The sequence below is a fragment of the Hoeflea marina genome, assembly GCF_003182275.1.
Classification (GTDB): domain Bacteria; phylum Pseudomonadota; class Alphaproteobacteria; order Rhizobiales; family Rhizobiaceae; genus Hoeflea; species Hoeflea marina.
Window position 1 is genome coordinate 326,298 of the sequence record NZ_QGTR01000005.1, and the last position, 12,252, is coordinate 338,549.

Annotated in this window: 13 protein-coding genes; 6 read left to right on the top strand and 7 right to left on the bottom strand. The window is 65.5% G+C overall.

What is annotated here, in order from left to right; translation table 11 throughout:
* Positions 1-98: 98 nt before the first annotated feature.
* From DFR52_RS19830 to DFR52_RS19855, 6 genes are all read left to right on the top strand, one after another.
* The gene (locus DFR52_RS19830) at positions 99-488 is read left to right on the top strand and encodes an AGROH133_08824 family phage infection protein (RefSeq protein ID WP_110033751.1); all 390 of its coding nucleotides are present in this window, start codon (positions 99-101) and stop codon (positions 486-488) included.
* Positions 489-748: 260 nt separating this feature from the next.
* The gene (locus DFR52_RS19835; protein WP_110033752.1) at positions 749-1,309 is read left to right on the top strand and encodes a F0F1 ATP synthase subunit delta; all 561 of its coding nucleotides are present in this window, start codon (positions 749-751) and stop codon (positions 1,307-1,309) included.
* The gene (atpA, locus tag DFR52_RS19840) at positions 1,309-2,838 is read left to right on the top strand and encodes a F0F1 ATP synthase subunit alpha (protein ID WP_110033753.1); all 1,530 of its coding nucleotides are present in this window, start codon (positions 1,309-1,311) and stop codon (positions 2,836-2,838) included. The genes DFR52_RS19835 and atpA overlap by 1 nt, the downstream gene beginning before the upstream one ends.
* Before the next feature lie 27 nt (positions 2,839-2,865).
* Entirely contained in the window at positions 2,866-3,747 is an 882-nt protein-coding gene (locus DFR52_RS19845) for a F0F1 ATP synthase subunit gamma (RefSeq protein WP_110033754.1), read from the top strand.
* A gap of 21 nt (positions 3,748-3,768) precedes the next feature.
* The gene (gene atpD, locus DFR52_RS19850; RefSeq protein ID WP_110033755.1) at positions 3,769-5,313 is read left to right on the top strand and encodes a F0F1 ATP synthase subunit beta; all 1,545 of its coding nucleotides are present in this window, start codon (positions 3,769-3,771) and stop codon (positions 5,311-5,313) included.
* A gap of 72 nt (positions 5,314-5,385) precedes the next feature.
* Positions 5,386-5,784 carry a F0F1 ATP synthase subunit epsilon gene (locus DFR52_RS19855; protein WP_110033756.1) on the top strand — a complete coding sequence of 133 codons (399 nt, stop codon included), beginning with the start codon at positions 5,386-5,388 and terminating at the stop codon, positions 5,782-5,784.
* Between the two features lie 56 nt (positions 5,785-5,840).
* Here the strand turns inward: DFR52_RS19855 and DFR52_RS19860 are convergent, their stop codons facing one another.
* The 7 genes from DFR52_RS19860 to rlmH form a co-directional block, all read right to left on the bottom strand.
* On the bottom strand, positions 5,841-6,359 hold the full coding sequence (locus tag DFR52_RS19860) for a GNAT family N-acetyltransferase (RefSeq protein WP_210205875.1): 519 nt from the start codon (positions 6,357-6,359) through the stop codon (positions 5,841-5,843).
* Complete coding sequence (locus DFR52_RS19865; RefSeq protein WP_110033757.1) at positions 6,356-7,057, bottom strand: aspartate/glutamate racemase family protein; 702 nt, start codon at positions 7,055-7,057, stop codon at positions 6,356-6,358. Before DFR52_RS19865 ends, DFR52_RS19860 begins: the two co-directional genes overlap by 4 nt.
* The gene (locus DFR52_RS19870; RefSeq protein ID WP_110033758.1) at positions 7,054-7,593 is read right to left on the bottom strand and encodes an RNA pyrophosphohydrolase; all 540 of its coding nucleotides are present in this window, start codon (positions 7,591-7,593) and stop codon (positions 7,054-7,056) included. The genes DFR52_RS19865 and DFR52_RS19870 overlap by 4 nt, the downstream gene beginning before the upstream one ends.
* Before the next feature lie 7 nt (positions 7,594-7,600).
* Entirely contained in the window at positions 7,601-8,839 is a 1,239-nt protein-coding gene (locus DFR52_RS19875; RefSeq protein WP_110033759.1) for a divergent polysaccharide deacetylase family protein, read from the bottom strand.
* An 84-nt stretch (positions 8,840-8,923) separates the two neighbouring features.
* Positions 8,924-10,246, bottom strand: coding sequence for a S41 family peptidase (locus DFR52_RS19880; RefSeq protein ID WP_110033760.1), 1,323 nt, complete (start codon positions 10,244-10,246; stop codon positions 8,924-8,926).
* On the bottom strand, positions 10,236-11,666 hold the full coding sequence (locus DFR52_RS19885; RefSeq protein ID WP_110033761.1) for a murein hydrolase activator EnvC family protein: 1,431 nt from the start codon (positions 11,664-11,666) through the stop codon (positions 10,236-10,238). Before DFR52_RS19885 ends, DFR52_RS19880 begins: the two co-directional genes overlap by 11 nt.
* A gap of 85 nt (positions 11,667-11,751) precedes the next feature.
* On the bottom strand, positions 11,752-12,234 hold the full coding sequence (gene rlmH / locus DFR52_RS19890; RefSeq protein WP_110033762.1) for a 23S rRNA (pseudouridine(1915)-N(3))-methyltransferase RlmH: 483 nt from the start codon (positions 12,232-12,234) through the stop codon (positions 11,752-11,754).
* Positions 12,235-12,252: the final 18 nt, after the last annotated feature.

Sequence of the window (12,252 nt, forward strand, 5' to 3'; positions counted from 1 at the left end):
CGACCGCGCCCGGGTCCGCCCTTTAGCGGCGCCGGTCGGCGTGGTATCAGGCCTTGAACCACCCGGATCCACGCCCGGGACCTGAGACAGGAGTGAGCATGATCGAGTTCTATTTTCCGACCAGCACCGGCGAGTGGCTCGCCTTTGGCTCCGCCGCGATCACCATCGCTTTCGGACTGCTGCTGCTGGTCGCACCGCGCCTCTCCTTCCGGATCCTGCGTCTTCAAACCAGACCCGATCACCCCGAAGCCGTCTCCGAGGGCCGCGGCACCATGGCCGGCTTCTATCTCGGCGTCGGCATCTGCGCGCTTCTCTTCGCCCAGCCGCTGCTCTATCTCGCTCTCGGCGCCGGATGGGCCTTCACCGCCTTTGGACGGCTTGTGTCCATGCTGCTTGATCGCGGCCTGACCCTGTTCAATCTGGTTTCCATCGCCATGGAAATCGCGCTCGCCGCGCTGCCGCTGCTCTACGGCCTTGGCCTGCTTTGAGGCGAGGCCACGATATGCCGCACGATTGCCGGCGCCCGATCGCCCCGGCCGTGGCGCCATCATCCCAAAGCAGGGGTAACTAGCAACCCGCGCCGTGTTGCGAGTCCCTGCGCACTATGCTAGACGAACCCCGAATTTCAGGAAAAGCTCGCTCAACCGCAGGCAACGCCTGATTATTATCGTAACAAAACCAAGATCTTGACTTTCCGGCCAAATGGCAAGAACGAGAACTTGATTGCAAACGAGAGATAGTCCCGCCCGTGGCCGATAAATCCCAGCATATTTCCGGTGTTGCAGAACGGTATGCATCCTCGCTGTTCGAACTGGCGAGCGCCGACAAGTCGGTCGATGCCGTCGCCAAGGACCTCAACCGCTTCCAGGCCATGATCGACAGCAGCCCGGAGCTGCAGCGTCTGGTCGCAAGCCCGGTCTTTTCGGCCGACGACCAGTTCAATTCGGTTGTCGCCCTCAATGCCAAGTCCGGCATGACCGGCCTGGTCGCCAATTTCCTCAAGGTGGTTGCCCGCAACCGCCGTCTCTTCGCCTTTCCCGAGATCGTCCGCTCCTACCACGAGACCGTGGCCCGCGAACGGGGAGAGGTGACCGCCGATGTGCGCTCCGCCCACGCGTTGAGCGCCGCACAGGAGAAAGAACTTGCCGCGGCGCTTTCGAGTTCCACGGGAAAGACTGTATCGATCCGCTTCACCGTGGATCCGTCGCTGCTCGGAGGTCTGATTGTCAAGATCGGTTCCAGGCAGGTCGACACTTCGCTTCGCACAAAACTTTCCACCCTTAAGCATACACTGAAAGAGGTTGGCTGATGGATATCCGCGCCGCGGAAATTTCCGCAATTCTCAAGGACCAGATCAAGAATTTCGGCAAGGAAGCCGAAGTCTCGGAAGTCGGTCAGGTTCTCTCCGTCGGTGACGGCATTGCCCGCGTCTACGGCCTGGACAACGTTCAGGCCGGCGAAATGGTCGAATTCCCGGGCGGAATTCGCGGCATGGCGCTCAACCTTGAAGCCGACAATGTCGGCGTGGTGATCTTCGGTTCCGACCGGGACATCAAGGAAGGCGACATCGTCAAGCGCACCGGCGCCATCGTCGACGTTCCGGTTGGTCCGGAACTGCTCGGCCGCGTGGTCGACGGTCTCGGCAATCCGATCGACGGCAAGGGCCCGATCAATGCCAAGAAGCGTTCGCGCGTCGACGTCAAGGCGCCCGGCATCATGCCGCGCAAGTCGGTGCATGAGCCGATGTCGACCGGCCTCAAGGCCATCGACGCCCTGATCCCCGTCGGCCGCGGCCAGCGCGAGCTGGTCATCGGCGACCGCCAGACCGGCAAGACGGCCATCATTCTCGACACGATTCTCAACCAGAAGGCCATTCACGACAATGGACCCGAGGGTGAGAAGCTGTTCTGCGTCTATGTCGCCGTCGGCCAGAAGCGTTCGACCGTTGCCCAGTTCGTCAAGATCCTCGAAGATCGCGGCGCCCTGAAGTACTCCGTCATCATCGCTGCCACCGCGTCCGATCCCGCTCCGATGCAGTTCCTGGCGCCGTTCGCCGGTTGCGCCATCGGCGAGTATTTCCGCGACAACGGCATGCATGCGCTCATCGCCTATGACGATCTGTCCAAGCAGGCCGTGTCCTATCGCCAGATGTCGCTGCTGCTGCGCCGCCCGCCGGGCCGCGAAGCCTATCCCGGCGACGTCTTCTACCTGCATTCGCGCCTGCTCGAACGCGCCGCCAAGCTCAATGAGGCCAACGGCTCCGGTTCGCTCACCGCTTTGCCGATCATCGAGACCCAGGCCAACGACGTGTCGGCCTACATCCCGACCAACGTGATCTCGATCACCGACGGCCAGATCTTCCTGGAAACCGAACTGTTCTACCAGGGCATCCGCCCGGCGGTGAACGTCGGTCTGTCGGTGTCGCGCGTGGGATCTGCCGCCCAGGTCAAGGCGATGAAGCAGGTTGCCGGATCGATCAAGGGCGAGCTCGCCCAGTATCGTGAAATGGCAGCCTTCGCCCAGTTCGGTTCGGATCTCGATGCCGCAACGCAGCGCCTTCTCAACCGCGGCGCCCGTCTCACCGAGCTGCTCAAGCAGCCGCAGTTCTCGCCGCTGAAGACCGAAGAGCAGGTTGCTGTCATCTTCGCCGGCGTCAACGGCTATCTCGACAAGATCACGGTCGCCCAGGTCGGCAAGTTCGAGCAGGGTCTGCTGAGCTACATGCACGGCGAGGGCAAGGATGTTCTTGACGAGATCCGCAAGGAGAAGGCACTGAGCGACGACCTTCGGGCCCGTCTTAAGGCTGCCGTCGACGCTTACGCCAAAACATTTGCCTGAGGGCACGAGACCGAGGACGGATAACGGATGCCTTCACTCAAGGATCTGAAAAACCGGATCGCCTCCGTCAAGGCGACGCAGAAGATCACCAAGGCGATGCAGATGGTCGCCGCGGCGAAGCTTCGGCGTGCGCAGGAGGCGGCCGAGGCCGCACGGCCCTATTCGCAACGCATGGCCGCGGTGATGTCCAACATCGCCCAGGCCGTGGGTGATGGCGATGATGCGCCGCGCCTGATGGTGGGAACCGGCAGGAACGACGTGCATCTTCTGGTGGTCTGCACCGCTGAACGTGGCCTTTGCGGCGGCTTCAACTCGCAGATCGCCCGATTTGCACGCGAAAGCGTCCGCCGGCTGCTGGCCGAGGGCAAGACCGTCAAGATCATGTGCGTCGGCAAGAAGGGCTACGACATCCTTCGTCGCGAATACAGCGCGCTGATCATCGAGCGGGTCGACTTCCGCGAAGTCAAGCAGATGGGCTTCGTCAACGCCGAGCTCGTTGCCGACAAGGTCATGGCCTTGTTCAACGAGGGCGCGTTCGACGTCTGCACGCTGTTCTATTCGGAGTTCAAATCGGTGATCAGCCAGGTGCCGACGGCACAGCAGCTGATTCCGGCAACGCTCGATGCCGCGGCGACAGCCGAAAGCGCATCGGCGGTCTACGACTACGAGCCGGAAGCTTCCGTCATTCTCGAAGATCTGATGCCGCGCTCGATCAAGGTGCAGATCTTCCGGGCACTGCTCGAAAACGTTGCCGGCGAAATGGGTGCCAAGATGTCCGCGATGGACAGCGCCACCCGCAATGCCGGCGAAATGATCTCCAAACTGTCGATGAGCTACAACCGCCAGCGGCAGGCGCAGATCACCAAGGAACTTATCGAAATCATTTCGGGCGCAGAAGCGCTCAAATAGGCACGGAAGAGGGTAAGACATATGGCTAAGGCAGCTACCCCGGCGAAGACTCCTGCGGCGAAACCCGCGGCAGCAAAGAAGCCTGCGGCAAGCGCGGCGAAGACCGCGACTGCAGCTGGCACGACGAAGACCGCAACTGCGGCCAAGGGTGCGGTCGGGCGCATCACGCAGGTCATCGGCGCCGTCGTCGACGTGACCTTCGATGGCGGAGATCTTCCGAAGATCCTCAATGCGCTCGAAACCACCAACATGGGCAACCGGCTGGTCCTGGAAGTCGCCCAGCACTTGGGCGAGAACGCCGTCCGCACCATCGCCATGGACTCGACCGAAGGTCTGGTGCGCGGCCAGCTGTGCACCGACACCGGCGATTCGATCTCGGTTCCGGTCGGCCCCGAAACGCTCGGACGCATCATGAACGTGATTGGCGAGCCGGTGGATGACGCCGGCCCGATCAAGACCAAGCTGCGCCGCGGCATCCACCAGGACGCGCCGACCTATGTCGAGCAGTCCACCGAAGCCGAAGTGCTGATCACCGGCATCAAGGTCGTCGATCTGCTGGCGCCCTACGCCAAGGGCGGCAAGATCGGCCTGTTCGGCGGCGCCGGCGTGGGCAAGACGGTTCTGATCATGGAACTGATCAACAACGTGGCGCGTGCCCACGGAGGATACTCGGTGTTTGCCGGCGTCGGCGAGCGCACCCGCGAAGGCAACGATCTCTATCACGAAATGATCGAATCGGGCGTGAACAAGGAAGGCGGCGGCGAAGGCTCCAAGGCAGCCCTCGTTTATGGCCAGATGAACGAGCCTCCGGGCGCCCGCGCCCGCGTCGCGCTCACGGGCCTCACGGTCGCCGAGAATTTCCGCGACCAGGGCCAGGACGTGCTGTTCTTCGTCGACAACATCTTCCGCTTCACCCAGGCGGGTTCGGAAGTGTCGGCCCTGCTCGGCCGCATCCCGTCGGCCGTGGGCTACCAGCCGACGCTGGCCACCGACATGGGCCAGATGCAGGAACGCATCACCTCGACCACCAAGGGTTCGATCACCTCCGTGCAGGCCATCTACGTGCCCGCCGACGACTTGACCGACCCGGCGCCCGCGACCTCGTTCGCCCACCTGGACGCGACCACCAACCTGTCGCGCTCGATTGCCGAAAAGGGCATCTATCCGGCCGTGGATCCGCTCGACTCGACGTCGCGCATGCTCGACCCGATGATCGTCGGCGAAGAGCACTACGACGTGGCTCGGCGCGTGCAGCAGACGCTGCAGCGCTACAAGTCGCTGCAGGACATCATCGCCATCCTGGGCATGGATGAACTGTCCGAGGACGACAAGCTGACCGTGGCGCGCGCCCGCAAGATCGAGCGCTTCCTGTCGCAGCCGTTCTTCGTCGCCGAAGTCTTCACCGGTTCGCCCGGCAAGCTGGTCGATCTGGCCGACACCATCAAGGGCTTCAAGGGCCTGGTCAACGGCGACTATGATCACCTTCCCGAGCCTGCCTTCTACATGGTCGGCACCATCGAGGAAGCCATCGAGAAGGCCCAGCGCCTGGCTGCCGAGGCAGCCTGATCCTGAACAGCGCCGCGCGGCCTCCATGGTCCGCGCGGCGCTCACCACCACCGGCTTGATGAAGTGAACACGATGGCAAACAGTTTCAATTTTGAACTCGTATCCCCGGAACGGCTGCTGGTCTCCGAAGAAGTCACAGAAGTCGTCATTCCGGCCACCGAGGGCGAGATGACGGTGATGGCGCTGCACGCGCCGACCATGACCAACATCAAGCCGGGCGTTGTCAGCGTCAAGACGGTCAAGGGTCAGGTCGAGCGCTATGTGGTGTTTGGCGGTTTCGCCGACATCCTGCCGACCGGCTGCACGCTGCTGGCCGAATCGGCCGTGGCCGTGGCCGACATCGACCGGGCAAACCTGACCCAGCGGATCCGCAATGCGAAGGAAGACGTGGCCGACGCCTCCTCGGACCAGGCCCGCCAGAAGGCCCAGGAATATCACGACCAACTGGTCGTCCTGGAAGCCGCCGTCTGATCGCACGACCGACCGTCATGAGAAGACCGAAAGCGGCCCTTGTGGCCGCTTTTTCGTTAGCGCGGGCTGCCGGAAGGTCCTGGATAGTCGAGCTCGCCGTGCCAGCCGGCGAGCGCGCCGGCCACAAGCTCGAGCGCGAGGAATCGCGGGCCCTGGCGATCGATCTCGGCGCCCTCCGCCAGCCGGGACCTGAAGCCGAAGCGGCAATAGTAATCCGGATGCCCATGGACGAAGACCGATCGCCAGCCGCGGCCCCGCGCCAGTTCCAGCGCTTCGCCCACCAGCCGGGTGCCGATCTGCATCTCCTGGAACTTCGGATCGACGGCCAGCGGCCGAAGCGCCAGCGCCTGGTCCGGCCCTTCCAGGCGGCTGAGGAGCACATGCCCGATCACTCGTTCGCCGAGCAGGGCCACCAGCGAGAGCGTCTCCGCCGGCGAGGCTAACAGCTGCTCGCTCAGGTCGGCCTCGCCGGGCCGTCCGAAGGCCAGTTCCTCGACCCGTCGGATCGCCGCCCTGTCGCCGGCCTCGCTTTCGCGGAACCGCGTCCGCGCCGCCGTCATCCGCCCGCCGGTCATTGCCGGGACCCGATCGCGCGCCTGACTGCTGCCTCGGCGTGCAGCCGCGTGGTGTCGAACAGCGGCAGCGGGCTGGTCCGCGGATCGAGCAGCATGGTGATCTCGGTGCATCCCATGATCGCGCATTCGGCGCCGCGCTCCCTGAGCCTGCCGAGTATGGCCTCGTAGGCGACCCGGGAACTCTCCCGGACCACGCCCTGGCAGAGTTCGTCATAAATGATCGAATGCACCTGCGCCCGCTCGTCGTCGTCGGGAACGAGCACCGAAAGTCCGTGCCGGTCCCTGAGCCGGTGCCGGTAGAAATCGTGCTCCATGGTAAAGCGGGTGCCGATGAGCGCCACACGGCGATGGCCGGCATTCCGCAGTGCCTCCCCGGTCGGATCGGCGATGTGCAGCAGGTCCAGCCCCGACTTGGCCTCGATCTCGGTTGCGAGCTTGTGCATGGTGTTGGTCGCCAGCACCAGGAAATCGGCTCCGGCGAGCTTCAGCCCGTGGCCGGCGGCACCGAGGGCACGCGCGATGCCCGCCCAGTCGCCGGCGCGCTGCATGGCCTCGTGGTCATGGAAGTCCACCGAATGAAGCAGGATGCGGGCGGAGTGATGGCCGCCCAGCGCGTCGCGGACGCATTCGTTCATCGCCCGGTAGTAGATCGCCGTCGACTCCCAGCTCATCCCGCCCAGAAGCCCGATCGTCTTCATGCCGGCGTGCCGGCGAGATGGGAGAAGGCCGCCACCACCTGGTCGTAGACCTTGCGCTTGAACGGCACGATCAGTGCCGGCAGCTCAGCCATCGGCTTCCACTCCCAGCGGTCGAATTCCGGCGTGTGGCCGTCGGGCGGCGGGTTGATGGCGATCTCGCTGTCATCGCCCTCGAAGCGATAGGCAAACCAGCGCTGCTTCTGTCCACGGTACTTGCCCTTGAGCCCGATGCCGATCAGGTGCTCGGGCAGGTCGTAGGTGATCCAGCCCGGGGCTTCGGCAACCAGCCTTACCGAGCTCATTCCGGTCTCCTCGTGCAGTTCGCGCCGCGCGGCGGGTTCCGCATCCTCCTCGTCATCGATGCCGCCCTGGGGCATCTGCCAGCGCTGCAGCGAGCCGTCATATTCCGAATTGCCGATCGAGATCCGCTCTCCCGCCCACACCAGGCCGTCGCGGTTGAGCACCATGATGCCGACGCAGGGCCGGTAAGGAAGATCCTCCGCCCTGACCTTGCCGGCTTGCTTGTTCTTTCCCATCAGTCCCTCACTGTTTTGTGGGATCGTCGGCGACGGCCGAGATCGAGACGATCTCGATGCCCCTCGCCTTGGCCTCGTTGGCCCAGTCGGCTATCGCGCTGACGGAGACTTCGAAGGCGGAGGCGACGCCGATTGCGGTGCCGTTGCGCCGCGCGATGCGTTCGAGTTCGTCGAGCTTCTCAAGAATGTAGCCACGCTCCTGGCGTCCGTCGAGCACCAGATTGGAGGCGGCGAAGGGTATGGCCATTGCGCGCGCGAATTTGTCGGTCAGCGACTGCGCCGAGGTACCGTCGTCGAAGAACAGAAGCCCGCGTTCGCCGATGTCGCGCATCACCGGCTCCATGGCGTCGGGAGATGACAGGAAGCGGCCGCCCATGAAATTGGTGATGCCCGTGTAGTTGGTGAACCGGGCCATGGCCGCGTGCAGGTCTGCGAGGTTCTTCTCGGCGCCGGCGGCGACGGTCAGAGTGCCCGGACCGGGATCGTTGGCGGGATAGTCGAACGGTTCGAACGGCACCTGCAGCAACAGCTCGTGACCGTCGCGGCGGGCCTCCTGCATCCAGCGCTGCAGGCTGTTGCCGTTCGCGGCGAAGGCCAGCGTGATCTCCTCGGGCAGCGTGCGGATGGCGAACTGACTGCCCGTCTGGCTCAGACCAAGACCGCCGACGACGATGGCGACGCGCGCGCCGCGGGCGCCCGACCACGGCCGGGCATAGACGTCCGCCGGACGCTTGCCGTCGGCGCCGCGGATCGGCAGGTCGCCGGCCGGCGTGTGCTCGATCACGTCCGGGTCGGGCAGATGCGCCATGCGCGGGTTCTGGCCGACGCCGCCGCCCGCCTGCAGCAGCACGGGCCCCGAGCCGCTGCGCGGCACCGGGCTCACGCGGGTGATCGTCTGGCCGTCGCCGGAGAGTGTGGTGTCGATCCTGGCGCCGGACTGGCCGGAGAGGATCGGGAGCTGGCCGGAATCGCCGGCAGCCTGTGTTTCGACGGAGGCTGACGGAGCCGGAACCTCGGGCATCGGCTCGGCCGCACCGGGCGCATCGACTGCGACGGTGTCCGCGGATTCGGTCACGATGGAGGGTTCGGGCGGCATCGCCGTCCATGCGGCCCAGCCGGCGCCGCCGGCCAGCGCCAGGACGATCGCCGTGCCTGTGAGCCGGTGCCGCAATTTGCGGTCGGCGGCGGATGTCCGCTTGTCTGCGGGGCGTCGTCCGCCCAGAGGCTTGTTGATATCGGTGCCCACGGTGACGACGGGATCCTTGTTGCGGGCGGACAGTCAAGATCCGGCCCGCATGCAGGCGTCAAGCGCGCATGCGGGCCGATCGGGTCAGTTCTTGGCGGCGGCCTGATCGGGAACCGGCGGGAAAGCCGCGTTGGTGGCCTCGCCGCGCAGCAGCTTCAGCGCTTCTCCGAGCTGCACGTCATCCTTGGGATCCGGCGGAACATAGGCGATCGAGCCCGACCCTTCCGTCGTCTCGTCCTTGCCCTTGATGTGGCCGCGCAGTTCCGATTCGCCTGCCGGCTGGATACGGCCGCGCAGCTCTTCGGGTACCGGCTCCTCGACCTTGATGTCGGGCTCGATGCCGATGCCCTGGATCGAGCGTCCGGACGGCGTGTAGTAGAGCGCCGTGGTCAGGCGCAGCGCTGTCGAATCGTCGAGCGGGATTATGGTCTGGACCGATCCCTTGCCGAAGGAGCGCGTGCCCAGAACCGTCGAGCGGCGATGGTCCTGCAATGCGCCGGCGACGATTTCCGAGGCAGACGCCGAACCGCCGTTGACCAGCACGATGACCGGTTTGGCGTCCGTCAGATCGCCCGGGCGGGCGTTGAACCGGCGGGTTTCCTCAGGATTGCGGCCGCGGGTGGACACGATCTCGCCGCGATCGAGGAACGCATCGGAGACGCTGATGGCCTGGTCGAGCAGCCCGCCCGGGTTGAGCCGCAGATCGAGCACGTAGCCCTTGAGCTTGTCGTCGCCGACCTCCTTTCGGATCTTGGCGATGGCGCTTTCGAGATCGTCATAGGTCTTTTCGGTAAACGAGATGATGCGCAGATAGCCGACATCGCCTTCGACCCGGGACTTGACCGCCTTGACGGCGATGATGTCGCGCACGACCTTGATCTTGATCGGCTGGTCCGCGCCTTCGCGCAGGATCGTCAGTTCGATCGGCGTGTTGACCAGGCCGCGCATCTTGTCGACCGCCTCGCCCAACGACAGGCCGCGCACGGCTTCGCCGTCGATTTCGGAGATGAAATCGCCGGCCAGCACGCCGGCTCGCGATGCCGGGGTGTCGTCGATGGGGGCGATCACCTTGACCAACTCGTCCTCCATGGTGACCTCGATGCCGAGGCCGCCGAACTCGCCGCGGGTCTGGGTGCGCATATCGTCGGCGGCGTCGCGGTTGAGGTAGCTCGAATGCGGATCGAGCGACGTCAGCATGCCGTTGATGGCGCTCTCCACCAGCTTGTCCTCATCGGGCGGCGTCACATACTGCGCCCGCACCCGTTCGAAGACATTGCCGAAAATCGCCAGCTGCCGGTAGGTCTCCGAGCCCGCCGCGTTGGCCGATCCGCTGTAGGACTGGACAGTGCTCAGTGCTGTGGCGCCCATCAGCGCCCCGACGACCAAAAGTGTGACCTTACGTATCATTACTAGCCCTTCCTGAAGACGATTCGTCTCTCCACCACGGTCGGGGATCGACGGGTTCACCGCCTCTTCTGAATTCAATGTAGAGCGTTGGCTTGCCTGAGGCTAGCGCCAATGCCGTCAAGCCTGCAAGTCTCGTCTGTCCCATTTCCGCCACCGGCTCGCCGCCCAGAACAAACTGTCCCGTCGCCACACGGGCCGTGCCCATTCCCGCCAGAATCACCTGGTAATTCTCCCCGACATCGAGGATCACCACCTGACCGTAGCTGCGGAACGGTCCCGCATAGATCACCCAGCCATCGACCGGAGCCACCACCGGCGCCCCGCTGCCGGAGGCCAGGACCTCGCCGGCGAATGCATGACCGGTCCCGTCGTCGGTGCCGAAATTCCGCACCGTTTCCCCGGACACAGGACGCCGAAGCGTACCCTTCAGCGCTGAAAATGCATATGCCGGTGCAATGCGGTTTTTGTCGGGCAGAGCCCTCGCCGCCAGTTCCCGGGCCTTCTCCAGTTGCAGGGCGATTCGCTCGCGCCGCTCGGTCTCGGCTCGCAACGCCGCCGCCGCGGCCGCCCGCAGCGAACCAATCTCGGTCTCCAGCGATGCGATCAGCTTTTCGAGCTCGGTCGACCGTTCGGCAAGGCCGTTGGCCCGGTCTCTCTCGAGTTGGAGCCGGCGCTCGCTCTCCGCCTGCAGCGCCAGTTTCTCGGTGACGAGCCCCGACAGCCGCATTTCCTCACGCTCATTGGCCTCGAGCGCCAGCCGCAGCGAATCACGCTCCTCGGCGATCGTCTGGCGCAGCGCCGCGAGTTCCTTGAGATCGGCGGCCAACGCCTCGGTCTCCTTGCGGATGCCGGGAACGACGGCGCCCAAGAGGATGGCGCTGCGCACCGAGGAGAGCGCGTCCTCGGGGGTGACCAGCAGGGCCGGCGGCGGGTTGCGGCCGATGCGTTGCAGCGCGGCCAGCACCTCGGCCAGCACCGAGCGGCGCGAGATCAGCGAGGCGCGCAGCATCTGCTGCCGACCATTGAGATCCGACAGCGACGCCTCGCCCGCCGCGATCTGCGCGTCGAGCTCGGCGCGCCGGGCCTGGGATTGATCAAGCGCCTCGGCCAGCGACTGCTGGTCGGCTTTCAGGCCGCTGAGATCCTGCTCCAGCGAGTCGAGCGCCTTCCGGCTGCGTTCGGCTTCGCTGGCGATGGCTTCCAGATCGGCGCGGTTGCGGTCACGCTGGCTTTCGAGCACGCTCGCCGCGGGATCCTGGGCGGCGGATGCCTCGGTGGCGGGCCGCGCGGTCACCCGGGCCCCGGTCGCAGCCGATGCCCCGGCCGCCGCCATCGCGCAGGCAAGCGCCAGCGCGGCGGCGACGGCACGCCGCCGACGGCGAGCGCGGCGCCATGGGGATGGAAGAAGCAGAGCAGTCATGGCAGGACCCTAGCGGATTGGCCGTTAATTCTCCATGAACCATGTTCGGACCGGGCAGGCGGGTGCCGAGCCGTCCCGGCGCGCATCATGCGCGATGATAGGGATGTCCGGAGAGGATGGTGGCGCAGCGGTAGAGCTGTTCGGCGGCCATGATTCGGACCATCTGGTGCGGCCAGGTCATGCGGCCGAACGAGAGCACCGCGTCCGCCCTCTGTCTGAGTTCCGGATCGTGTCCGTCGGCGCCGCCGATGGCGATCATCGCGTCGCGGCGGCCGTCGTCGCGGAAGCGCCCCATCAGGCCGGCGAACTCTTCCGAATCAAACGTCTTGCCGCGCTCGTCGAGCAGGATCAGCACCGCCGTGTCCGGGAGGGTCTTGTACAGTTCGCGCATCTCCTCGCGCTTGCGCTGCTCGGGCGCCTGGGCGCGGCTTTCCGGCACCTCGACAACGCGGGCGAGTTCGAGGCCCAGCACCGGGCCCGCCTTGGAAAAGCGGTCTAGATAGCGGCCGGCCAGCTCCTGTTCCGGCCCCGCCTTCAACCGTCCCACGGCAAACAGGGTTATGCGCATGATGGGTGCCCACCGGGA

Coding starts and splice junctions, on each gene's coding strand:
- DFR52_RS19830 (WP_110033751.1), top strand. CDS start 99: ATGATCGAGTTCTATTTTCCGACCAGCACCGGCGAGTGGCTCGCCTTT.
- DFR52_RS19880 (WP_110033760.1), bottom strand. CDS start 10,246: ATGATACGTAAGGTCACACTTTTGGTCGTCGGGGCGCTGATGGGCGCC.
- rlmH (WP_110033762.1), bottom strand. CDS start 12,234: ATGCGCATAACCCTGTTTGCCGTGGGACGGTTGAAGGCGGGGCCGGAA.
- atpD (WP_110033755.1), top strand. CDS start 3,769: ATGGCTAAGGCAGCTACCCCGGCGAAGACTCCTGCGGCGAAACCCGCG.
- DFR52_RS19865 (WP_110033757.1), bottom strand. CDS start 7,057: ATGAAGACGATCGGGCTTCTGGGCGGGATGAGCTGGGAGTCGACGGCG.
- DFR52_RS19870 (WP_110033758.1), bottom strand. CDS start 7,593: ATGGGAAAGAACAAGCAAGCCGGCAAGGTCAGGGCGGAGGATCTTCCT.
- DFR52_RS19855 (WP_110033756.1), top strand. CDS start 5,386: ATGGCAAACAGTTTCAATTTTGAACTCGTATCCCCGGAACGGCTGCTG.
- DFR52_RS19845 (WP_110033754.1), top strand. CDS start 2,866: ATGCCTTCACTCAAGGATCTGAAAAACCGGATCGCCTCCGTCAAGGCG.
- atpA (WP_110033753.1), top strand. CDS start 1,309: ATGGATATCCGCGCCGCGGAAATTTCCGCAATTCTCAAGGACCAGATC.
- DFR52_RS19885 (WP_110033761.1), bottom strand. CDS start 11,666: ATGACTGCTCTGCTTCTTCCATCCCCATGGCGCCGCGCTCGCCGTCGG.
- DFR52_RS19860 (WP_210205875.1), bottom strand. CDS start 6,359: ATGACCGGCGGGCGGATGACGGCGGCGCGGACGCGGTTCCGCGAAAGC.